Origin of the sequence: Mycobacterium attenuatum (assembly GCF_900566085.1) — a bacterium.
Classification (GTDB): domain Bacteria; phylum Actinomycetota; class Actinomycetes; order Mycobacteriales; family Mycobacteriaceae; genus Mycobacterium; species Mycobacterium attenuatum.
In genome coordinates this window covers 12,594-35,642 of the sequence record NZ_UPHT01000183.1, presented here as the reverse complement: position 1 = coordinate 35,642, position 23,049 = coordinate 12,594, and the positions used below count along the sequence as shown (strand labels likewise).

The window sequence follows — 23,049 nt, the reverse complement described above, 5'->3', positions numbered from 1 at the left end:
TGCCGGGCTGGTAGGAGCGGGCGGCGGTAACGGGGGCAACGGAGGGCTGGGGTCGACAACGGCCGGCGATGGCGGCGCCGGCGGCAACGGCGGACTGTTGGGCGGTCCCGGCGGTGCCGGCGGCGCTGCCGGACTCGAATTCGGTCCGGCACCCGGCGCGACAGGTGGCGCCGGCGGCAACGCCGGGCTGCTGTTCGGCGCCGGCGGAGCCGGCGGAACCGGCGGATTTAGTGTCGCAGGACCCGGCGGTGCCGGTGGCGCCGGTGGCAGCGCCGGCCTGTTCTTATCAAACGGTGGGGCCGGCGGCACCGGCGGAACCAGTATCAGCGGTCACGGTGGGGCCGGCGGGATGGGCGGCAACGCGGGTGCACTGGGCTCCGGGGGAAGCGGCGGTCTAGGGGGGTCCACCTTTGTGGGCGCTGGCGGGATTGGCGGTACGGGTGGCAGGGCAGGTCTGCTAGTCGGCAATGGTGGGGCCGGCGGCGCCGGCGGGGAAGGCGCTACTACCGGTGGTCCCGGAGGCACCGGGGGTAACGGCGTGCTCATCGGCAATGGCGGCAACGGCGGCAACGGCGGGTTTGGCCCGACACCAGGAGCAACCGGCGCTGGTGGCATCAGCGGCCTGCTGCTAGGAGCAGACGGATTCAATGCTCCGACCAGCACTTCACCCCTTCACACCCTGCAGCAGCAGGCGCTCAGCGCGGTCAATGCGCCGGTCCAGGCAGTCACCGGGCGCCCTCTCATCGGTAACGGCCTGCCGGGATCGACCGGCTCTGGTCAAGCGGGTGCACCCGGTGGATGGCTGCTCGGCGACGGTGGTGCGGGCGGATCCGGCTCAACCGGCCTAACCGGTGGTGCCGGCGGGGCCGCCGGCCTGCTAGGCACCGGTGGCGCCGGCGGCGCCGGCGGCAGCTCCGCCGCTGCTACCGGCGGCGGAACGGGCGGCGCCGGCGGAACCGGCGGGCTACTCTTCGGGCAGGACGGGATCAACGGACAGCCATGACCAAGGGACCTCCGCGGCAGCATCGTTCAAGCGAGAGAAACTGCACCCTTGGCCGCACGCTGGGAGGTGCCCATGTCGTTCGTGATGGCCGCACCAATGGTTAATTTTGCCGCTGTTCGACAAGCTCAGTTGGACCGATACAGCCGACTACCGGCTGATGACAAACCGCATAATTTGTTTCTTCATTCCAGCCGTCGTCTCTGCGCTCGGCGCAATACCTTTGGGAATATTAATACTTGCTAAATTTGGGTTGGACTCGACCAGCCGCACCTGGAAGAAATTACAGCCGGTGCGAGCATGCCTCACCGCTGCGGTTCCGAGCAGTATTTTCTATTCTGACGTACTCGACGGGTGTGGACCACGAAAAAGTACGCTGCAACTGCAGCATACAGTTATCGAATTGCGAGATGCTATCTGGCGCTTGCAACCGTATTGCCCAAGTATAGCGCCAGACGATCTACGCGAGTTCCTTGAATCTTATTCCGTCCCCACCCGCGACTATGCTGCCGCTATCTCTGCCTTGCGCGTTTCCAGCGCCGTCAAAGCCAAGACAGGCGGCGCCACTCCGGCATCGACCGAAGCGGAAAAGGAGCCACCACCACGCGCCCGGAGCGCCAGCGTGTCCCCGTCCTGCGGTCGATCCCTACAATCCGACACGCCTGCGAGTTGCGGACTCCTTGGGCGATCAGCCGGCCGAACCGCTCCTGCTCGTCGACCAGCGTTCCACCCCTAGGACGTCCCCGTCCCCGGGTCTTCCGTTCCGACTCCATGACAACCTCCGAATGGTCTTCGGTGTTGCGACGTTGAGTGGAATCCGCCAGCTTCAGTGGGGAATTTCGGCGAGCGCGATCACCCGCGGCGTTGGCCGACCCACAGTGATTCCATGACGCGATACGGACCTGATGCGGCTAACCATCGCTGACGAGATCGGCGAGGAAAGCGGGTAATCGGCCTGCGCCGAAGTCATAGAACCGCGCCCACAGCGGCTCAATCGAGATTCGCGCCATCTGCTGATATGTCGACTGCACGTTGCGTTCGAACTCGGCAAGTTGGGGTCCGCTCATGGACCTGCGCGCCGCTGCCAGATACTCGTCGGTAACGCCGTCGACGGTTTCCAGTGTGGCAAGGCCGCGCACAAGGAGGGCCTTGGCCTCCTCGGGCGTGGAGCCGGTATCGATCGTCACTGCGACATGCGGGCGAGACGAAAGTGCGCGTGCTTTCGGAGAGGTCGGTGCCGTCGAGACAACGATGCGTTCACCGGTCCAGTGGAACCCGACGGGGATGACCCTCGGGAAGCCGTCGTGTCCGTTGTAGGCGAGCCGGGCCATGGATCCGGAGAGCAGCGTCTGGGCGCCGGGATGGCCAAGCTCTCGAAGCAACTCCTGCTTGTTCATCACACCCCTAGTCCTACCCGTTCCGACCCGGGCTCGACACCTGCGAACGTCTGCCCGTTTGCCTAACCACCCAACAAGGACGCCTCCCCCGACCCTCCGGAAGGCGCCGTCGACCCACGTCGGATCGTGCTATCGCCCAGCGACTTTGGCGACCATTTTGTCGGCTAACTGACGACCTTCATCGGCGATGTGGTACCCGCACGCGTTGACGTCGATTACCACATTGAACACCGCGCTCAACGCATGCTGGCAGCCCCAGTTGTTACTGGCTCCTTCCTGGAGGTCGTTCAACGAGATATTCGGAGGTCTGCCGCTGAGGCTGGTGAAAGACCACCTGAAGGTTTCGCCCTTGCTGTTTGTGACGCTGACCGTCCGGTTGGCGCAGTTCTTCCACTTGTCGGTCGAAGTCTGGACGAAGCGAGTGGCGTCATCGGCGGACGCAAAAGTGACCGCCGCCTGGTTGACCCAGTGCGCATGGACACGGCCCGGCTCCGACAAGACTTGGGCTCTCACCGCGGTCTGGCCGCTGCCCGCATACGCCGGCCCCTGCATCGCATAAAGCGCCCCTTGGCAGTCGGGGTTCGACACGGTTATGGGCGTGGGATCCAGCTGCTCGTAGGAATCGATCAGTTGAATGGTTGAAGCGCCCATGATCACGTTGACGTCGTCCGCACTGAGCAGAATGCCGTTCAGTTGGTCGGGCGTCGTCAGGGTCGGCGGCGGCGAGGTGCTCGCAGGCGGGGCCACCGTCGTCGTCGGTGGCGCAGCACTGTGGCGCGGCTTCGTCCCGTGCCGATTTGTCAGCAGCACGGTGCTCATCACCACCACCAGGATCACGGCACCGCCGGCCACGCCGACGGCCACGGCCGGCCATCGGATCCGCCGGGAACCGACGACCCTCGCGGCGGTCTTCTTCGGAGGCTTCGGCGGCTGCAGCACCTCGTGATGGCCCGGAAACGCCTCGATCAACGGCGGCAGCGGCGGCCCGCTAGGGGTGGAAAAGTATTCGGGGACAGGCTCTTTCGATGGTGAGGTGGAGTCGGAGTCGGCGAAGCCGCCCGGTTGCGCACCTGTCCCGCCGGGCTCGATGTCATTGGTGCCCCGAAGCTGCCCCGGCGACCCCCCGGAACGCACATCACAAAACGGATCAGGCTCAGGTCCCGGCGATTGCGGATCCACATCGTTGGACACTTGCCATTCCTCCCACGCGCCTCGTACGTCGGATGATATCGGTGCGAACAACGAAACAAGGGGCTGTCGATAGCCGGCGAGGGTCGCCACCGGCCGCACCGGCTGGGCCTGCGTGTCGATCGATTCGGCGTAGATCCGCTGGATCTATTGCGCTATGGCGACGGGCTGTCTCAGCACTTGTGCCGATGATTTCCGGTCGGTCCACGACCGACACTGGAATCCATGATTCGTTCCGAACCGACGTACCCGGCATCCGTTTCGACGGTCCGCAACCGCGCCCAGGCGCGGCATCTCATCGCTGCGCCGCTCGCTGTGGCCGCCCCAATTCGTTGGAGACCGCCGCATCGCCGGATTGCCTCGAAACGGTGGTGGTAGCGATGAACGAGTTGCAGCAGTTGGCCCATGACGTGCGGGGCTTCGCCACCGAAGTACGCAAGCTGGGTTATTCAGTGTTTTCCAGTAGGTGCGAGAACGACTTCCTGGAACTATCAGAGCGCATGACCCGACGTGTCGAGGGTATTGACCACCAGGTGAACCTCTCGCCGGCTCCGGCAAGTCTGTCGCGCTAATGCCCTTTGGCTTTGGCCACCATTTTGTCGGCGATCTGGCCGCCTTCATCGGTGACGTGGTAGCCGCAGGCTTCGACGTCGATCACCACATTGGACACCGCACTCAGCGCATGCTGGCAGCCCCAGCGGTTACTGGATCCTTCTTGGGTGGCGTTCAGCGTGATTGCCGCGGGCATGTCCTTCAGGCTCGCGAGGGTCCACCTGGAGGTCTGGCCGTCACTGAGTGTGACGGTGACCGTCTGGTTGGCGCAGTTCTTCCACTTGGCCGCTGAATTCTGCACAAAGCGACTGGCCTCGGCGGCGGACGGAAAGGTCACCGCGGCCTGGCCGACAAAGTGTTCCCGGGCAGGTCCCAGCTCATATAGGACCTGGGCTCTCACTGCGGTCTGGCCGCTGCCCGTGTACACCGCTTCCTGCCCGACATGAAACGCCCCCTGGCAGTCCGGGTTCGACACCTTCAGGGATATGGGGTCCATCTCCTCGTACGTCTTGCTCGCTGTCATGCTGGAAGCGCGCATGATCTCGTTGATGTCAGCCTCGCTGAGCAGAATGCCGTTCAGTTGATCGGGCGTTGTCAACGTCGGCGACGGTGACGCGCTCGGGGGAATTGCTCCCGACGGCGCCGCCGGCGCAGGCCGTTGGCCTGGATTCGGCCCGCGCCGGCTGGTGACTAGCACGGTCACCACCACCGCCACCAAGATGACGGCGACGCCGGCCAAGCTGATGGCCACCGCCGGCCACCGGATCCTCCGCGAACCGACGACCTTGTCGGCGGCCATCTTTGGCGGCTTGGGCGGCTTGGGCGACTTGGGCGGCTGCTGCACCTCGTGATAGCCGGGAAACGCCTCGATCACCGGCGGTAACGGCGGCCCGTTCGAATCAGAAAAGTATTCCGGGACAGGCTCTTTCGATGACGCGCTCACGTCGGAGTCGGCAAAGCCACCCGGTTGCGCACCTGTCCCGCCTGGCTCGATGTCATTGGTACCCTGAAGCTGCCCCGGCGACCCGCCGGAACTCAGGTCACGAAACGGATCAGGCTCAGGCCCCGGCGATTGCGGATCCACATCGTTGGACACTTGCCATCCCTCCCACGCGCCGCATATCTCGGATGATATCGGTGCCAGTCTGGTCGACATCCTGTAACTAAGGTTCATCGATCGCCGAGGAGCGCCGTCGCGGTAGATACGGGTTTGCTCCGATTGCGAGGAGTTACAACACCCCGAAGCTGGAGGTGACCCAGCGCAGCGGATCCGTGCAGCGGAACGGGGCAATGCCGCGCACGTTCAACCGGTTGCCGTCGGGCGGCTGGCCCAGCGCCGATACCGCGAAATAGCGATGCGGCAAAGGCTCTCCGGTGGAAGGGTGTTCGACCGCGGTGACAACCGAGCCACCTTGCAGCCTGAGCAGCAGGCTGCGCACTTCCTCGTGGAGAAGCTGTCCGTCGGCATCGTCGTACTGTCTGTTTGCGGAGCTGTCACGCAGGTACGACGCGCCGGAGTTGGACATGACGTAACTCCAGTCCGAGCCCTCTACGTCGCGTAGCGCCCGCAATGCGTCGAACTTCGAGACGATGACCGCCAATTTGGGCCGTCCCATGCCAACCGCCAGCATCACGTTGCCCAGGACGGACCGCGGATCTCCGCCAGTCGACGACGGTGCTGGCAGCAAGTCCTGGAGCTGATCACGAACTCCCTTGACCCGCAAAGGGTCAAACATGAAAAACACGGCGTCGGCGCTAGCGAAAAACCGGAAATGCGGAGCGTAGGTATTGCCGGCCTCCAGGTCCTCGCCGGCCACGTCGCGCAACACCACGAAGCTCGGCACCCCAAGCCATGCCCCGATGCTGAAAATGAGTGGTTCGCGCTGATGCGAAGCCTGTGTTCGCACGGTGGGGGTTGGTGGGATAAGCCCTCGCTGAACGTACAGCGGCTGCTCATAATTGACGGCGTACGCCTGGGCCGAGGCCTGGGTGGTGGGGCTCATCGACACGCTCAAGGCTTCACACAGCAGCTCCATCTGTTTGATCAAGACGGCGATATAGATGCTCTTACCGGTTGCCCGGGCCCCGGCCATCGCAATACAGACCGCCTGACCCTGACGCCATCCCCCCGGAAGTTCGAAGTGGCAGATAGGGCAGATCTCGACGACGGGCAGGCCGTTCATCGCGGCGCTGGCGTCGGCGGCCGTGTGGAGCCGGCCCTTGTAGCCCGGCGGCCGTTTGGCGTCATACACCGGCGGCGACGTGACGGCCGCGCCATAGTAGGCGGATGCGGCCGCATCCGCATAACGGGGAACTCCGCCAACGCGCGGGTCCACCGTCCACGCGTAATGGTCGTCGCTCAGGACCGAGAAGCAGCGCGGGCACTTCGTCACATCAAGCCCCGCACAAGAGAGATCGCGATGCGTTCCAGCACCGTCGGCTGGCTGAGCACCTCAGCGGCGGCGTCGACCCCCGGGCGCGGCGGACGCAGCACCGCGCAGTCGGATTCCAGGCGCGGATCGGTCGAAATGGCAATGACCGGAAACCGTTGCCGCAGTGTCTGTGTCGGAAAGTCGGTGCACACTACGATGCGTGCGCCGGTGCCGGCGACAGTTGACCATCGGGCACCGGCGGACCACCGAGGCTCCGCGTTGCGAATGGCATCGGCCAATGTGCTGGCCCCCTGGGTGGCAACCGGTACGGGTGTCTCCGCGATCAGCATGGCCGACACCTCCGTGATGCCGACCGCGTCGCCAACTCCGATCACGATGTCAGCCGCGGCCGAGACGCTTCCGTCGCGGAATGCCGAGCGCATGGAGGCCGAAGCGTCCACGGCAATGACGACCGCGTCGCTCGACGGCTCGGATCGCCGCCCGATGACTCTCCGGGCGGCGGCGCGGGCAGCCGATCCGAGCGGGCTCAACGATCTGTCGGCCACCGCGCTGACCGCTATCTCGATGCGGGCCCCCGCAGGTGTCAACGTGGCCAGTTCGACGTCGCTGTCTCCCGAGACGTCAACCGGGTCGAAAACTACCTGAACGGGATCCACCTGATCGGCCGTGTCGGATCCAATTGCCAGCTGGACCACGGTGTCCGGGCCGAAGAAGTCGCCCCGGACCGGCTCCACGCTGATAGTGAGCGGCCCATTGACAATCGGCAGGACCGAACGGTGCGGCGAGGACCGCACCACGGGCTGATCGGCTGCGGCGCGGACATTCAACACCACGTCGTCGAGCGATCCGCTGATCGACACCGCCAGCGGCTGCCCGGGGATCGTGACGCTTCGGGTGCGCTCGCTCATCACATAAATAGGCATCAGCGACTCCGCTGGGAAGGCGCCGCCAGGGAATCTAGGCCGCTGGACTGACCGTGGAGCGCGTCGAGCACCATCTCGCGGAAACGCCGCAGCGACGCGGGGTCCGTGGCCGCGCTGATTTGCCCCATCACATGCACCACGTCGTTAACCTCGTCGGCATCCCACGGGAAGGTCGCCGCGATCCGAGCGGCCAACTGCCGCAGCAGCGGCACTATCGCATCGGTCCCGTCCGGATGCAGCAGACTTACCGCCAGAGCCGCCCTGGCCGAGATCACGCCGCTTTCGGCGAGGTCGAAAACTTGCTCGGTCACTTCGATTTGCAAACGTGGATCGGCCAGCAACTCGGCGCACACCCGGGGACACGGCGTGCCGACGATGGCACCGAGAACCGCCAGGACAAGCAGCCGGCGCGCGAAGTCGTGGTGAACGCGCTGCGGTCCGACCATGTCAACCGCTTCGTCCCACTTGGGGGTGTAGCCGCGCTGGTATGTCATAACGTAGCCCCGCGCGAACCAGTCTCGCGGTTCATAGAGCCGTACCACCGCGCATGCGACCCCTAGTTCATCCTTGTTGTCGGTAACCACCCGGGTGGCGAGCTCGAACGTTTCCGGTGAGTCGGGCGCACTCACCAGGCCGGCAATCAGTTCTCGAGCCGCAGGCCGATGCTCGAGCGTCCGGTCTTCGGTCTGATCTAACGGCGCCGGTGACAAACCGTTGATATGGCGCCACCACGTCTCCGCCTGCCGATCCCGGTCGGTTTGGGGACCGAGTCGGTGCGTCCGCGCGGCACGCACCGCCGCCCGGGTCCAATTCTGATCCCACGGCCGGGCTCCGGTGAGCTGCTCTGCGGACGGCGCTGTCACCCCATCACTGAGCCAGTCCAGCACGGCATCGTCGAGTTGCCCTGCAAGCTGATCCGGCGGTTCGCCCTGCCCCAGCACCGATGCCACAGCCAGGCGGCAGTCAACGCTGATACGCCCGCCGAGCTCGCGGATCAGTCCTCGGGCTAGCCGCGGATCCCGCAGCACCGGAAGGACGCGTTCCCCGAACACCTTGGACAGGTCATAGTCGATGCCCAGCCGGACGAGTATGTCGGCCACGCGGAGCACCTGGCCCGGACCACGATCACCGGCGGCCCGCAAGGCTGCCGGAACCGCCGCCAGCAGTTCGGTGGGAACCGGCCGGCCGTGATAGCGAGTCCGGCCCAGCGGGATCGGGCCCGGCTGGTCGAGCCACCGCTCGTCGCTGATGGCCCGCGCGATGTACTCCGCGTCGGCGAACTGCGCCGTCAGACCGTCGGGCATCCCTCGTGCCGCCTCCAGCGCCTCGGCGGTCTCGGTGCCGGCCGCGGAGCGCACCACTTCGCTGATCGTTTGCACGATGGCGGGGTCGATGACTGGCCCGGGTGGCGAGTGCCGCGCGATCACAAACCGGGCCTCCTCAGCCGCATCGACGAATCGTTCCCGGGTGGCGACGGACATGGCCATCGGCCACGCCGGGTGCAGGCCGCAATCGGTCACCTTTCCGGAGAACATGTCAATGTCGTTGAGCACCAACTGCATTGAGTCGGGGTCCAGCATGGCCACCTGCGCCATGGCCGACCAGGCGGTGACCTCGATCGGTTGCGCTGCCGCGGTCCGGTGCGGTTGGCCGCCGAATTCTCCCAGCGAGAGTGTGTGGGTCTCGTCGATCGTCACCGCCGCGGCGGGCACCATTGCGAGGTCATCGCGTGGGACCGCGGTGAGATGTTGACCGATCCGCACGGCGTGCTCGAGCTGATCGGCACGGTCAAACGTGGAGAAGTTCAGCGACCGTGCGGTTCCCGGCGACATCAGGAAGCTCATCAAACCGATCCATTGTGCGGCCGTTTCGTCTGACTCCACACCGAGCACGACCGGTGGGCCGCCCTCGATCGCGGCTGCCACGGCATCCATCAACCCGAACAGTGTTGTCAGCCGCCAGGTGTCGGAGTCGTAGGCGAAGCTGACCACGCTGCGATGGGTCACAGCCGCACCGGGCCCCGGCGGTTCTGCGGGCAACGCGGCACCTCCCACGGCCGCACCACCGTACGGACAAAGCCAGCGCTGCGAACGCCACAGCTCGATGGGCCGATATGAGCCCTGCGAATTGCCGGCTTCCCGATCCAGCATCGCGTGGACGAACACGTTGCCAGGCCGGCCGGTGCGGTCACTTCCCGCCGGCACCGTGTGCCAGTAGCACGCTGTGTTGCGGTTGATGCGGCGATAAGCCAACCGTCGTGGAATGTGTTGCAGCTGAGCGGCTGTCGGGAAGGCCGGTAGCGGCTTTACCGGATTGAGCACAGTGTGCACGCCGGACACCAGGAGCGCTTCTTCTGCTTCATCGAGGTCGCCGCTGGTTTGCTTGACTCGCCAGCCGCCGGCCGAGCCCGAAGCGTCGAACGACGTGTAGCTCAGTTGTGCGTACCGGGCCGTCATGACGACGTCCGGGTCAGGCGAAGCGCATCGACCGGGGGATCCAGCAGCGCCAGCCGCTGCAGCCGTTTCGGATCGCCGACGTCGGCGAAGAGCCGTAGCCACCCCTGCCGGCCTCTGACGTCGCCAACGAAAACCTGTGAGGTGGCGTCGCTTCGCAGCACCGGCCATTTGAATTGCTTTGCGGGGCGCGCCGCCACCTCACCCTGGTCGTTGAGCGGTGCCACGTCGAGCGGCTCACCGTCGGTGATGCTCAACGGGATCCGTTGGGCGTTGTTGACCAACACAAATGGCGGCGAACCGATGACGTCGTCGGTCTCGGCGCGAATCATCAGCGCGGCGGTGACCGCGTTGCCGGCACGATCTCGCGCGATCTTCACCGAGTACCACAGCCGTAGCAGACCGACATATTTGAAGCTGGTGACCGGGCCTTGAATGCGGCGACCGGCCGAGAACGCCACCGGCGCCAGGTGCAGTGAACAGCCACCGGCTGGTAGCTCGCTCTTGAGGAACTGGTGTCCCCCGAACTTGTGGTAGTCCTCGAAGGTGACTTCGTAATGCCGCCCGCTGAGCCCCAGTTGTGGGTCATAGTCCTTGGGGGCCAGGTATATCGACACCGCTGCGGCGCCGTGCGGCCAGGCGAAGGTGAGCACCTGCTTGCTGCAGTACTCGGTGAGTTGGACGTCGGTGATCGACCCGGTCCGAACCGTCGAGACGGTTTTGCCCAACCGCGCCCTGCCGTCCAGCACGGTCACCGGGGTGAAGTAGGCGCGACTCCACTCGCTGGGCCAGGGCACGCCGGCTATCACTGACCGCGACCGGCCCCCGCCGTCAGGGTGCTCGGATACCGGATAGTTCAGCCGCGATGCCGGACCCAACCCGGCCAACTCGAGTGCGCTTTCGGGCAGCTCAGCCGATTCGGCCGCCTCGGGAAGCTCCTGGGTCCGGAAGATCACGACACGGCCCGCCGGCGGCGAGGTCCACCCGAGGTCGAGCACCGCAATGTCGTCGTCGTGGGGGCTTAGCGACAAGTCGTCGACCGGCGCCGGCATGGCAGAGACCTGCACCTCCGATTGCACGGGGTCCGACAGGCGCTCCACTCCGTCGACGCTCACCTTGCAGCGCGCCCGGTATACATAACGGCGCCCGGGTTCGGCCTCGGCATCGACGAAGCCGTCGAGGTTGTCACGGTCGGCGAGAATTTGGTACCGCATTTCATCGCTTGCGGCGTCCTCTACCGGGATCCGGTAGAGGTGCACGGCGCTCACCCGCGGGAAAACTGTCCACTGGCCGATCACCCGGCCGGCATCCTGGCTCACGACGATATCGTTGACCGGGCTTGGACGTGCGCCCGCAGCATGCAAAACAGGTTGAGCAGCAAGGGCTTCCGCGCGTGATGCACCGGTGTTCACCCACACCTGGAAGCGGCGCACGGCACTGGTCGGCGGTCGGCTGTCGCGTGCCGACGTGGTCGAAGTCACCGCGACCAGTTGCGCCCGGTCCGGAGAGTACGGTTCGTTCTCTTCGCTGCTGACCACCCGGTACGCCGTGAAGCAATCCGATTCTGTTCTTCCAGATCGATAGGGCGGCCAGCTTATTTCTAGGGCTTGCTCACCGCCGGCAGGGTCGGTGACGGGGCGGATCACTATCTCGTGCGGCTCGGTAGTCTGCTTGCGAAATACGTACGGCGCGAAGCTATCCGGTGTATCCTCACCGGGCGGTGCTGAATCATCTTCGGACACCGGCTGTCTCGTCGCAGCCCGGCTGGTATCGGCGGCGCGGGCCGGCTCGGAGGTCTCGGTGGTCAATTCGTCGAGCATGCGTGCCAGGTCCTCGGCGTACTCGGCCACCGAGCCGGGCAACATTGCACGGATTTCGTCGACGTCGCGGCGCCCGGACCGCAGCACCATCCGCAGATGCGCTTCCTTGAAGCTGTGCGGTGACACCGCACCGGAGGAGATCAGGTGCTGGCGCCACCGCAACAGAGCGGGCAGTCGCGGATCGCTGTCGAGTGCGTTCGGATTGGGCATCGCTAGAAGACCAGTTTCCCAGAACCAGGCGGTTCGTCGTGATCGGTCTCCGCATCGGTGCCGGCGGCGATGGTGGTGCGCGGCGCGAAGACCGCGAAATCGTAAGGCTGCAGGCCGTCGCTGGCCTGCACCACCACCGCGCGATACCCCAGCCCCCTGCGCGTTATCACGGATTCGTCCAACACCGCTGCGGAACGACCGGCGGTGACGGCGGCGTCGGTGAACAGCGTCCCGGCAAACGGCGCGGCACGCTCCGGCCGGTGATCGGTGACCCCGGTGCTGAACTCCGCCTCGGGCACGGTCCGGTCGGAGGCCGGCACAAACACCGCACGGGTCAGGGTGTCGCCGACGGGGCCTGCCGACTCGGTGAGCATCTGCTCCACCCGCTGCCACAGCGCATCGGCACCTCTGGCCTGCACCTGGCCGCCCGCGACCGCGGAAGACCACTGGTCCAGCGGTGATCCGGTCCCGGCGCCGGGCATGACGAACAACGCCGCGGGAGCCTCGCGCAGCTGCTTTCCCGCCTCGCCCAGCATGTCCTCCCACGGCCGGGTGAGCCAGCCCACCGAGTACAACCGCTGCTCGATCCAATCGATAGCAGTCTGGGTGTCATCGAAACCCGGCATCGCGATACCCAGGCAGGTCGACCGCGGCAACCCGTCGATCAGCTGCCCGGGGGCCGGGTCCGGGGCCGCCGCGGAACCGAAGGGTGCCCGCAGCACCGCGCCCAACACCCGGGTCCACGCCAGCAGTTGCCCATATGCGCCCGACAGCCGGCTGAGATCCTGCACCGCCGAGCGCAGATTGGTGTGCATCGCGTCCAACCGACTGAGTTGCGACTGGCGCAGATTCATCTCGGCGAACAGGTCGCGCTGAGTGAGCAGGAACAACGCCAGCGTGATCACCAGATACACCGCCAGCAGCACCCCGCCGGTAACAATCGCGAACTTCCACCCGACCCCGCCCAACGCGGCCACCACGACCAACAACGCCAGCCCACCGAAAACGCCCCAGCCGAACGTCTTGAGGATCAGTCCGATCGTGTGCTGGCGCTGGCTGAGCCGCGCCTCGACGTCGTCCCGGTTGGTGGTGCCGCGGATTTGTTGCACCAGGCCGGCGACCTCGCTGCGGGCCCGCTGCAGGTAGTCGACGAGGATCGAGCCGGCCTGCCACGCAAAGCTTTTCGACACCGTCTGCAGCCAGTCGTCCAGGCTTGCCGCGGCGCGGCGAGCCTCGACTCCGGCGGCCGGGTCACCGTAGAGGCGCTGCAGGCGGCCTCGCAGTGCAGCCGCCTCCAGCAAATCGGTTGCCTCCACCGCGCTCACCCCGGCGACAGCCGCCAACGACCCCGGGATGGCGGCGAACCGGTCGGCGGCGCTCGGTACGACATCTGAACAGTTGCGGACCACTCCGACAGCGGCGCCCACGCGCACCGGCTCCAGGCTGGTGGATCGCCGGCCGCCGTCGGCCAGAGTGAGGGCGACGCTGACGAAATCCGTCCACAGGCGGCTGAGATCCTGATGCGCAAGGTGTTTGCCGCCGGCAGGTTCGGCCAGCGCGTCACCCAAGGTGTCGGCGCTTCGGCCCAGGTCTTGCCAGCTGGCCGGCTCGGCGCCCGCGACCACGTCGTAGGCCGATCCCGAGCGGCCGAACACCGCATTCTGCACCGTGGTGGCGACCACCGACGACACCGAGCCCAGCGCCGAGGAAATCCACGCCGACGGCGCTCGCCACAGCGCCGAGCCCATGAAGGAAAGAAACATCCTGAGGGCGATCCCCATCGAAATCCGTTGTGCTGCTTCGCCACCGACGGACAATCTCGGTCCGCGCAGCACGTCGCGGTGCTTGGTCCACAGCGCCCGGGCCATCGACTGCGTCGCCGTCGCGACGTCGTCGATGAAGACGACCGGCACGCGGTCGGCGCGGGGCAACGGAAGCCGACCGCTGGAGTCAAACAGCTGCGCCCGCAGGCGCTCCTCGACGTCTGCGGTGTCGAGTTGACGGTAGAAGGCGCGCACGGCGCGGATGGTGAGCCCCGGCAGGATCGCGGCCGCGTCGAACGGCGTCCGGTCGATGTCCGCCCACAGGCCGGTGACGCCGGCGACCACCGGTGCGACATAACGCGCCACATCCAGGGGGTCAGTGAGCCGGTCCAGGGTTGCGGAAGCCAATTCCGGACCCGACGGGTTCTCCGGCGCGACAAGAAGGTTGTGCCATCCTTCCAGCACGAGCGACGGGTCGGCGGTCACCGTCGCGGCCGTGCCGGCGGTATAGAGCAGCCGCAGCAGGGTGATCGGCGCACCGATCGCGCTGGACCGCACCACCTGCTCCACCTGCAGCTCGACGGCCAGTGGTATCCGGGCTTCACGAGGCGCTTCCACCGGCACCAGAACGGCCAGCCGGACCCGGTCATACCTTCGCGCAGTCAAGATCTGCTGCAGCACAACGGGACTCATCTGGCCATCGGTCACCAGGGCGGCGGGCAGCGAACTCGCCGCGCCGGAGGGCGCGTCCACCCAGGCGAAGCTGCGCAGCAATCCGACAGCGGAGTAGTCCGCGAGCACCGCGAGGATGTCTTCGGACTGCGCCTGCGGAGCCAGCACCACCGTAAGAGCGGTCATCGCTAGAAGGTTCCGCCGTCCGGTATCACGACCTGCTCCCCCTCATCCAAAGTCATTGCAGCCGTTGGGGATTTGCCGTCGACAGCCGTCGCCTTCACCTGGCGGACCAACTTGATCAGCATCTCGGCCGCCCAAAAGACGTCAGGCGCCAGGTCGCGGAAAATCGGCGTCTTGGAGGCCTTCGAGCGGGTCGCGACCCTGGCGAAGGCCCCGGCAGTCACCGCTCTTGACGTGCCCGGCGGCAGATATTCGGCGGCGGTGTCCCGGACGGTTGCCAGCCACTCCTGCGCGGCCATGGCCCGATCGGCCGGTGTCTCGGCGGCCGCGATGGCGTTGATCCGGGACACGACGTCCGGGGTTGACCACCCATTGAGGATGAAATCGCGGAGCAGACCAACCCCGGAAAGCTGGACGATGCCGCCGGCGGGGTCTTGCGAATTGGCGTCATAGAGCCCACGCAGCACCTGATACGGGCGCAGGGAGCGCATCACCGGCGGATCCTGCGATTGCGCGATCGCAAGCAGTACCCCCTCCAGCACCGCCGGCAGCCAGTCGTAGGAGGCCGTGAAGTTCGACGGCGGGGTCAACAGCGGACTGGGAAAACTCAGCCACTGCTCAGCGTCGCCGTCATAAACCCGGACCGGCTCTATGTAGGGGGACTGGGGGATCTGGATCCGCCCGATGATCTGGCCGAGCAGCCAGCCGGCCGTCATGGTGCGCCGTTCGGCGTCGCCCATCGGTAGCGACGCCTGCAGCGGCCGCGAGCGACGATAACGCCAGAACTGCATGCGGCCCGGACCGGCGACCTCGGCCCACTGCTGGGCAGGTGGGCGCAGCACCGAGTCGAAGACCAGCGGTGAGTAGTTCGGGTAGGAGCCGAAGATGTCGATGTGGGTGACGCCGTCATCGTCGGTGAGCGCGCGCGCGAAGTTGTCCTTGCTGGCCTGGTCGACGCGCGGGTTCGAACGCAGCGCGTCGGCCAGCGCCATCCCCACCGGCTGGCCCGCGAACGGTATCTCCGAGAACTTGTAGCGGTATTCGACCTGCTGGCCGGGATGCACGCGGGTCAGCGCCTGGTCGTTGACGCTGGCCAGCGGGCGCGCCAGCGACAAGGCCTCGGCAAACTTGGTGGCGATGTCGTGGCGGCGTGCGGTTAATTCCGATTCCGGGGCCCCGGCCCCCTGGACATAGTCGCGTAGCGACACCCGGCAGAACTCGTCGAACGCCTCACCGGGTCGCTCCACATAGAGCCGTGCCCGCGCGAGCAACTCGGCGGGGCGGGTGTGCACATCGAATTGGGCCACCGAAGGAACCCGTGAACGTCCGGTGTCCGGATCGGAACCGAGTGCGCGGGTGACCCAATTCGCGCTGCGTTCCAACAGACCGCCGGGCGCCACCGTGCCGCCGGTGGTTTGCCACTCACCGAGAATCACCCGTGTGGTGGCCTCCCCGACCGCGGCCCGGAACGGCACCAGTGTGTGGCCGGCCGCGATCACCTTGACGAGATCGCTCTCGTAGCGCTGCTTGAAGGCCGACGAACTGATCAGCAGGACCTCGTTGTTGGCCTCGGCGAAGCGGGACGGGACGAACTCGTCGGCATCGGCCGGCCACGCCGCGTACTGGTCGGTGGCAAGGCGGGCCAAACCGACATCGGACGGCGGCTCGGCCTGCGAGTTCTCCAGCAGGATCAGGGCCTCCGAGAGTGCGTCGCGCAGCGGGACGAGCAGCTCGCCACCGATCACGGCGAACACATCTGCCAGCCGCGCCGCAACGGTGGCATAGACCTGTCGGCGCACCGCACCGCGGAAGCCGTCCAATGTCGTGGCGAGCACCTGGTCGGCGTTGGTGATCACGCCGCGCAGCGACGCCAGCGCCGTGTCGACGTTGGGGGGCAGCGCGACCACGTCGGGTGGCCCCATCGAACCGAGCTGGCCCATGGGCGCGGTGAGCACGTCGTCGATGTGGCGGCGCAGCTGGTCGACCAGCGCCCTGGCGTACGGCAGGCCGAAGTCGGCGATCGCGTTGCCGACGACGTCGTCGAGCCGGTCGGCGAAGGCCCGTTGCCAGCCGAAGGCCAGGCGGTAGCCGGCATCGGAGCAGGCGTGTGCCAGCGCATCACGACGGTTGGTGATCGCCTGGCGGAAGACGGGAACCCACTGAGCGGCGGTCATTCCTTCCGGGCTGGGCAGGTGGCTGCGGAGCTGACGATCGATGATGGTGTTGACAACGGGGGCTACCGACTGGGCTGGGAACGCCACGTTGGCCACCCAGTTTCCGAGTGCGTTGATGTCCTCGCTGCCGGCGGCCGCCAGCACTCCGAGCTCGTCACAGATCGCCGTCCATTGGCTGGTCAGCAACGACTCCAGCTGCTCGTTGCTGGACGCCGGATTACCCGGCTGCATATGACCGGACACCAATTTGTCGGCGCAGCTGCGGGCCAGTCGCTGCGCGGCGTATTCGGCGTAGCGGTCGCGACCCATCCTGAGGCTGGAAAACCCGTATGTCCCCCACGGCAGCGGATCCCACACCGAGTTGCCCCACCCCAACAGATCCCGATCACCGGCCGGCGAGGCGGTATTGCCCAGGTCGTAGGAGACGAACTGGTCGCTGGCCGTGCCGCTCATCATCAAACCGGCCAGGCCGCGGGCCAGTCCCCGGTACACCGCGAACGGTGAGCCGTCCCCGAACAGGGTGCGGTCGGCGCCGACGTAGCGGCCGACCGGGAAGACCCGTGCGAACGGGATTGGCTCGCCCTCGCCGTGTTGCTGTCCGAGCGCCCGCAGGATCCGTACGTCGTGCTCCCGGGCCGCGCCGGACTGGCTGGCGACGATCTCACCCAGCATGGCCAGCGAGTTGGCCCGAACGCCGGTCCGGGCGCTCTCCGGCAGCGAGTCGAAAATGTCGGGCGTGACCAGGAACAAGCCCATCAACCTCGGGTCCAGCCCGGTGACCAGCGTCAACAACCGGCACACATCCAGGGCCATCGACGCGCCGGCGCCGCCGGCCATCGACGACACCACGAGCACCAGCGGCGGCTGATGCGGGTCGAACGGACCGATGCCGGGAACCTGCGCCGTCGACATCGCAGAAACGGTCTCCACGCGAAACAGCTGATCCCAGGCGGCTTGCAGGCGAGATCGAATCTCGCCGGCCTTGCTCAGGACGATCATCCGCCCGATCGCGCGGTACTGCCCGGCACCTGTCGAGATCGGGTTGGTCACTTCCTCCGGGTGCCGCGGCGCCCAGGTGGCGATGGTATCCAGCGCGGCATTGGCGGCCAGCCGCTGGGAAAGCGCCGCGTCCAGGATCGCGTAGCTGCTGCCCTGTGGTCCGCAGCCGATGTAGGTGCCGCCCTGGGCTGGAACGTTGCTGAGCCCCTCCGGACCGTCCTCGGCCCCGCTGGGCACATCGATGACGACGAATTGCCAACCGGGCAGCAGACTTTCGATACCGGCCGCGTGCAGTTCGGAGCGCAGCTGGTCCATCATGTAGGCCAACGTCGCGCCGCCCGAGCCGCCACAACCAACTATCAGGAATCGTCGCATGAGGCTCCTTCATCGAATGGGTCGAAAGGCCGGGGGTCATAACCGCCCGGCCGCGCGGTGTGTTCTGCCGAGGTGAACGGGTCCGGTGCGGGCGCGGTCGCCCCGGCGGAGGCGGACGGTGATCCGGGCTCGCCGTCGGTGGACACGACCAGTCCGGCGTCGGCCGCCCGCTGCCGCAAAGCTGTGAGCAGCTCGGGCAGTCGTCGGCCGACATCCTCGTAGAGTCGTTGACGCACGGCGGTGTCGGTTCGCCCGCCCACGAGCAGCAGCACCTCGGCCGCATCCGGTGGACCACCGGGATCGTGCAACACCACCCATTTGTTGTGCACGGCAAGGGGAAGCACCGCCTTCAGACCGGTGCGATCCGTGCCGGGAAGTGCCGAGCCCACGCTGACCCGGCCGTCGGCGTCGATGATGACGTGCCCGGTGCCGAAGGGGCTTCGTCCAACGGTCGCGATCAAGGTAACCCCCAGCACACTCAGCTTTCGGGCACCTCCGGCCAGCCCCGGTACCAGCCTGAGCAGGTCGGCGTCTGCCATCGCGAACGGCGAACCGTCGCGGGTCACGGTGTCGGAGTTGGAATCCACCTCGACCGGGATCCGCTCGGCCAGCATCGGCTCGCCGGGGATCTTGGCCGCATACCACTTGCCGGCATACAACAGCGCCAGCGGAATGCCCGGACCCAGCAACAATGCGGCCAGGAACACCAGCACGAAGTTGGTCCTGCTGAGCGGTTTGGTCAGCGACGCCACGAACGGGACGTCTACGACCTGCGCGTCGCTCGGGTTGGCCAGGGGCGAAATATGAAGCGGCACAGTCCCACTCAGGCCGCCGCGGCCGTCTCGGTCGGTGCGCAGCGTGACCGGCAGGCGGGCGGTCTCACCGGCAGCTACCTTAAGGCAGGTTTGCGGCGCATCGGCCGAAGAGGTGATGCGGGTGGTCCCGATACCCTCGGGGGCGGCGATGATGTTGTCCTTGTCAGCCGCGGCGATCCAGACGCATCCCGGCCCGGTGATGGCGAGTGAGCCGTTGGCGCCCTTGGCGCCCTGCACGGTGCCAAAGTCGATCCGGCCAGCGGGGGCGGGCAGCCCCACCTTGGGCAGAATCTGGATCGACATTGCGACGTCTTGGGGCGACAGGGTGGTTCCCGGGGCGATCTGAGCGCCGTTACGATCGGTCGCCGCAGCAGTGGTGATGATCAACGACATCCGCAGGGTCGCATGACCCGGCTTGACGGCGGTCAGGTCGGCGTCGACGGGTTTGCCGATTTCGCCTTTGGGCACCGACATCAGCAACGGAATCGGTTGAGCGCCATCAGGTTCCAGCACCGCGGACAGGGTCGCAGTGCCGGCCAGGTCGTCGGGCTTGACCGGATGGCCCTGCCCGTCGGCCAGACCGAAGGTCAAGGCCTTGATCACTTGTCCGCTGTGCCAGGCCAGATTCGCGGCGTCACCGAGGACCGGAAATATGTCGGTGATGATGTGAATGCTGACCCGCGACACCGCGTCCGGGTGTTGCCCGGTGGTGTCGACGTAGACGATCGCCCACTTCCCCGCCCAGTCGGGGCTGCCGGTATTGCGGATCGTGATGGTTTGCGACGACTCCGAAAGCCATTCGTATTCGACCGGGGTGCCGGCGATTTCGGTACTGACCTGGCCCGGCCTGTTGGGTAGCTCGACCTTCTGCCCGGCCGGGGTGATCAGGTACGGGACGATGCCGGGCGTGCCGCCGGAGCCCAGGATCTTCACCGACTTGATCGACCGGTCCAACACGAAGTCGTGGCGGGCCTCCTGGCAAACCTGCAACTCGCACACCGGACCTTTGCGCTGGGGCACACCGGGCTCGGGATTGAGCGCATCGAAGGCAAACAGCATGTCGTCGATGTTGGACACCCGGTAAAAATCGCCGGGAGCGGGTTCGGTGATGTTGCCGCAGGACATTCCGTTGAGGCCCCGCCCGGTGCTGATCGCCGACATGACGTCGAACTGGGACGCGCGGGCGGCATCACCGAGCCCCACACCTAACATCACGATGCCGCGCGAACGCAGTTGGTCGGCAAGCCCACCCGCCCGGCAGATCGATTCGGTGGCTGACCGAATCGTTTCGGCCACCCCGTTCGTACTATCCAGGGAAGTCCCTTCGGCGTACGGCTTGGTCAGCGGCCGCGCCGTGAAATCGATTTTGCTGTCGGAAAACCACGCGATCGCCTGGCAGCGGTCGGCGCCGCCGACACCGCTGCCGCGTGAGGCCAGCGCCTGGCGCGCGCCGTCGAGAGCGAGCCAGTAGTCGGTGTCGATCCCGGTGTTTTTCGACGCCAGGCCGGACAGTTCATCGCCCACGTGCTGAGCGGTGGCACCGGTCAGCGGCGTCCAATCCTGTTCGGAAACATAGTTTTCGGCAAACCCGGCGATGGCGACGTCGAGCTTGGCCTGGATGCGGTCGGCGTAGCGACCCAGCGTTCGCACCAGGTACTTGGCCGCCTGCACGCGCGCAGCTTTGCTGTCGGTGTCTTGCAGGCTGCTTGACTCGTCGACCAGGATCAGCAACTCGCCCTGCTTCTGCGCGGCAAGGCAGGCACCGTAGCGGGCTACCCCGTTGTTGGGGCCGTTGTTGGGGCCGTTGTTGGGTTGCGCGTGGGCTGCCGGCAGGAGAGATCCCCACAACGCCAGGGCACCAGCCAGCGCCGCGACCGCTGTCATACGGCCTGTGATACCGCGCAGCGCTCTTCCGGGGGCTGCGGGGCGTCGGCCTAGCTGGTTGACGATCATCATCAGCTCGTCCTACAGCCTGCCCGCCCAGATCGCGATATGCCAGGCGCCCACGGCAATACCCAGAAGACACACGCCAAGGACCACCCAGTACAGGGTTGCGACCCAGCGTGGCGCCGAATACACCGCGTTGGCGCGGCGCTGGGTGTCCACCCGGGTGAACTCGGCCAGCACCCCGATCGCCACCGGACCGGCCAGCAGCCACCCGGTAAACGCAGCCGGCAACGAAGTGCCCCACAGCATTCCGATCACAACCCCGGCTAGCGCAAGCCCGAGAGCGAGCGCGAAAAGCGCTACCGGTGGACGAGCGACCACCAGCGCGCCAAGCCCGGGATCGGAACCCCCGAATGCGTCACCGGCAACTGGACGGGCCTGGTCGAGGGCCTGGCCCGCGAAGGGGTCAAAACCGGTGTCGAATGGGCCGTTCGTTTCCCGCCCAGCGGATTGACGAGGCGCCGGGGCGCTGCGCGGCGGCGACGGGGGGGTCGAGGAAGCGCCGAAATCGCTGAAGTCGAACGGATCCGACGGCGCCATCTCAGCTGCCGTCCTCAGATGCGGCTGAGGCGCCGAAAGTGTGCCGGCGGTCGGTCTGCATTGTCTCCAATCCCTCTGTCTGCGGTCCGCGGGCACCGATCAGTACAGGTTCAAGCACACGGCGAACGCGCGGTCCGGAGGCGCAGCGATGTATGTGGACTTGCACTCATACTGATTGTTGACCCGAGCGGCGACCACGTACACGCCTTGGCGGTGCTCGCAGTCGACCTTGAACAGATCAAGCTCATCCGCCTGGGTTCCTCGGCGCTGAATTTCCACGCAGGTGCCCACCGCGGCCTGGCTGAGATCGAGCTTCACGCGTGGCCGGATGGACGGTGGCACCGTCACAATCGACGTCGACGTCGACGTCGACGCTGGCAGCGACGGTGCACTCGGGGTCGGCGTGGCCGCGTTCCGACTCGACGGCGCGCGACTGGTCGTTGCCACCCAGATTGCCCCGGCCAAGAGCACCACACACATCAGGTACCCGATCACCAGCCCCAGGATGGCCGCTAACCGTCCGCGTTCGCCCGTGCGGCGGATTCGGGGCAACGCCAGATGCCCGAGCACGACGGCCGCCGGGGGCATCGGGACGGCCAGGATCGATGACAGCACCGCAAACGTGTCCAAGCTCGGCTTCTGGACGGGCGGAGTGGGGAACGCGTTTCCTCCGACCGGCCACGGATCGCCGCCCGGCTGCGGGTAGCTGACCGCGGGCGGCCCGCTGCTCGTACCGAACTGATCAGCAGGATCCTGGCGAAACGGATCCCCAGCGTGGTTCACCGACGCAGTCTATCGGTCCGGTGCTCCCGTCGGCCCCGGTTACCGGATTCCTGCAACGACGGGAAACGGCGACACCATTCATGGCTTCTTACAGGCAAATACACTCGCCGGGTCATCCACGGAAATTGGAGACGCAGGCGAAGAGGGTCTCATCGGCGTTGACCAGTGCGTAGCCGGGGCACTGGCTCCTCTGCGTGGCGATTTTGTCGACCCGAAACACCCCGTCGCGAACCTCGCATGGCACGGAGTAGAACAGGCTTATCTGCGTTTGATCGGGGTTCGTCGGGTCGGGATAGAGGTGCTGTATCTCCACGCAGTCGCCGACCCGCATGTCCTCAACCGGGAACGTTGGCCGCGTCGTCGACGGCGCGGTGACGATGCTGGTGACGATGCTCGTCGACGGGGCGGCTGTGGTCGGTGTGGTGGTCGGGGTGGTCGTCCCTCCTGGCGCAGGACCTCTACCGCCACCCATGACCAGCCACACCACCAGGGCGACCGCCGCGAACAGGATGAACGCATACGACAGCGTCAGGCCGATCAGCGCGCGGTCGCGACCCTGTTCGCCGCTACGGGAGATCCGCGCCAGCGCAACGTGGCCCAGCACAACCCCGGCCGGGGCGAAGAAGAACGCGAAAACTATCGACAGTGTGGCCAGCGTGTTGACCTCGCCCTGGGGACGATCAGGCGGCGCCGGTGCACCGTGGCCCGGGCCGCCACCACCGAATGGCCCGGCATCGAAGGAGTCGGCGCCGAACGGGTCCGCTGGGTCCCGGCCGGATCCGTCAGAAGTCATGTGCGCCTCCCCGGCCTGACCGCCTGCATCGCTTTAGATTGCACTATCACCGGCTCCAGGTCACCCTTA

General features: G+C 66.7%; 15 protein-coding genes and 1 pseudogene. 3 read left to right on the top strand and 13 right to left on the bottom strand.

What is annotated here, in order from left to right; translation table 11 throughout:
* Both EET13_RS29025 and EET13_RS33065 read left to right on the top strand, forming a co-directional pair.
* Nucleotides 1-1,003: pseudogene (locus tag EET13_RS29025) on the top strand (PE family protein); the annotation flags it as partial.
* Between the two features lie 157 nt (nt 1,004-1,160).
* Complete coding sequence (locus EET13_RS33065) at nt 1,161-1,736, top strand: DUF6545 domain-containing protein (RefSeq protein WP_425294281.1); 576 nt, start codon at nt 1,161-1,163, stop codon at nt 1,734-1,736.
* Between the two features lie 175 nt (nt 1,737-1,911).
* Here EET13_RS33065 and EET13_RS29020 read toward each other — a convergent pair whose 3' ends face one another.
* Nucleotides 1,912-2,397 (bottom strand): pyridoxamine 5'-phosphate oxidase family protein, encoded by a 486-nt coding sequence (locus tag EET13_RS29020; protein ID WP_122445475.1) that lies wholly within the window; start codon nt 2,395-2,397, stop codon nt 1,912-1,914.
* A gap of 129 nt (nt 2,398-2,526) precedes the next feature.
* Nucleotides 2,527-3,234 carry a sensor domain-containing protein gene (locus tag EET13_RS30055; protein ID WP_136623303.1) on the bottom strand — a complete coding sequence of 236 codons (708 nt, stop codon included), beginning with the start codon at nt 3,232-3,234 and terminating at the stop codon, nt 2,527-2,529.
* Between the two features lie 731 nt (nt 3,235-3,965).
* Here EET13_RS30055 and EET13_RS30050 point away from each other — a divergent pair.
* The gene (locus EET13_RS30050; RefSeq protein ID WP_136623302.1) at nt 3,966-4,157 is read left to right on the top strand and encodes a hypothetical protein; all 192 of its coding nucleotides are present in this window, start codon (nt 3,966-3,968) and stop codon (nt 4,155-4,157) included.
* Here EET13_RS30050 and EET13_RS29005 read toward each other — a convergent pair.
* The 11 genes from EET13_RS29005 to EET13_RS33060 form a co-directional block, all read right to left on the bottom strand.
* On the bottom strand, nt 4,154-5,233 hold the full coding sequence (locus EET13_RS29005) for a sensor domain-containing protein (protein ID WP_168991350.1): 1,080 nt from the start codon (nt 5,231-5,233) through the stop codon (nt 4,154-4,156). The genes EET13_RS30050 and EET13_RS29005 overlap by 4 nt on opposite strands.
* 133 nt (nt 5,234-5,366) lie before the next feature.
* Nucleotides 5,367-6,530, bottom strand: coding sequence for a hypothetical protein (locus tag EET13_RS29000; RefSeq protein ID WP_122445471.1), 1,164 nt, complete (start codon nt 6,528-6,530; stop codon nt 5,367-5,369).
* Nucleotides 6,527-7,453, bottom strand: a complete 927-nt coding sequence (locus EET13_RS28995) for a hypothetical protein (RefSeq protein ID WP_122445470.1) — start codon at nt 7,451-7,453, stop codon at nt 6,527-6,529. Before EET13_RS28995 ends, EET13_RS29000 begins: the two co-directional genes overlap by 4 nt.
* Nucleotides 7,453-9,909: a GAP1-N2 domain-containing protein gene (locus tag EET13_RS28990; RefSeq protein WP_122445469.1), complete on the bottom strand. Its 2,457-nt coding sequence runs from the start codon at nt 9,907-9,909 to the stop codon at nt 7,453-7,455. The genes EET13_RS28995 and EET13_RS28990 overlap by 1 nt, the downstream gene beginning before the upstream one ends.
* Nucleotides 9,906-11,936 carry a SaeA-related protein gene (locus EET13_RS28985; RefSeq protein ID WP_122445468.1) on the bottom strand — a complete coding sequence of 677 codons (2,031 nt, stop codon included), beginning with the start codon at nt 11,934-11,936 and terminating at the stop codon, nt 9,906-9,908. Before EET13_RS28985 ends, EET13_RS28990 begins: the two co-directional genes overlap by 4 nt.
* Before the next feature lie 2 nt (nt 11,937-11,938).
* Complete coding sequence (locus tag EET13_RS28980; RefSeq protein WP_122445467.1) at nt 11,939-14,557, bottom strand: hypothetical protein; 2,619 nt, start codon at nt 14,555-14,557, stop codon at nt 11,939-11,941.
* A gap of 2 nt (nt 14,558-14,559) precedes the next feature.
* A complete protein-coding gene (locus EET13_RS28975) occupies nt 14,560-18,102 on the bottom strand; it encodes a tubulin-like doman-containing protein (protein ID WP_122445466.1) in 3,543 nt (1,180 codons plus the stop codon).
* Complete coding sequence (locus EET13_RS28970) at nt 18,087-20,801, bottom strand: vWA domain-containing protein (protein WP_122445465.1); 2,715 nt, start codon at nt 20,799-20,801, stop codon at nt 18,087-18,089. The genes EET13_RS28975 and EET13_RS28970 overlap by 16 nt, the downstream gene beginning before the upstream one ends.
* Nucleotides 20,802-20,882: 81 nt before the next feature.
* Nucleotides 20,883-21,404 (bottom strand): hypothetical protein, encoded by a 522-nt coding sequence (locus EET13_RS28965; RefSeq protein ID WP_122445464.1) that lies wholly within the window; start codon nt 21,402-21,404, stop codon nt 20,883-20,885.
* A gap of 99 nt (nt 21,405-21,503) precedes the next feature.
* On the bottom strand, nt 21,504-22,187 hold the full coding sequence (locus EET13_RS28960; RefSeq protein WP_122445463.1) for a DUF4190 domain-containing protein: 684 nt from the start codon (nt 22,185-22,187) through the stop codon (nt 21,504-21,506).
* 112 nt (nt 22,188-22,299) lie between these two features.
* Complete coding sequence (locus EET13_RS33060) at nt 22,300-22,980, bottom strand: DUF4190 domain-containing protein (protein ID WP_122445462.1); 681 nt, start codon at nt 22,978-22,980, stop codon at nt 22,300-22,302.
* Between the last annotated feature and the right edge of the window lie 69 nt (nt 22,981-23,049).

Excerpts from the sequence above, each read along its gene's own strand:
- EET13_RS30050 (WP_136623302.1), top strand. The coding sequence starts at position 3,966 with ATGAACGAGTTGCAGCAGTTGGCCCATGACGTGCGGGGCTTCGCCACC.
- EET13_RS28965 (WP_122445464.1), bottom strand. The coding sequence starts at position 21,404 with ATGGCGCCGTCGGATCCGTTCGACTTCAGCGATTTCGGCGCTTCCTCG.
- EET13_RS28985 (WP_122445468.1), bottom strand. The coding sequence starts at position 11,936 with ATGCCCAATCCGAACGCACTCGACAGCGATCCGCGACTGCCCGCTCTG.
- EET13_RS28970 (WP_122445465.1), bottom strand. The coding sequence starts at position 20,801 with ATGACAGCGGTCGCGGCGCTGGCTGGTGCCCTGGCGTTGTGGGGATCT.
- EET13_RS29020 (WP_122445475.1), bottom strand. The coding sequence starts at position 2,397 with ATGAACAAGCAGGAGTTGCTTCGAGAGCTTGGCCATCCCGGCGCCCAG.
- EET13_RS33060 (WP_122445462.1), bottom strand. The coding sequence starts at position 22,980 with ATGACTTCTGACGGATCCGGCCGGGACCCAGCGGACCCGTTCGGCGCC.
- EET13_RS28990 (WP_122445469.1), bottom strand. The coding sequence starts at position 9,909 with ATGACGGCCCGGTACGCACAACTGAGCTACACGTCGTTCGACGCTTCG.
- EET13_RS33065 (WP_425294281.1), top strand. The coding sequence starts at position 1,161 with ATGACAAACCGCATAATTTGTTTCTTCATTCCAGCCGTCGTCTCTGCG.
- EET13_RS28980 (WP_122445467.1), bottom strand. The coding sequence starts at position 14,557 with ATGACCGCTCTTACGGTGGTGCTGGCTCCGCAGGCGCAGTCCGAAGAC.
- EET13_RS28995 (WP_122445470.1), bottom strand. The coding sequence starts at position 7,453 with ATGCCTATTTATGTGATGAGCGAGCGCACCCGAAGCGTCACGATCCCC.
- EET13_RS28975 (WP_122445466.1), bottom strand. The coding sequence starts at position 18,102 with ATGCGACGATTCCTGATAGTTGGTTGTGGCGGCTCGGGCGGCGCGACG.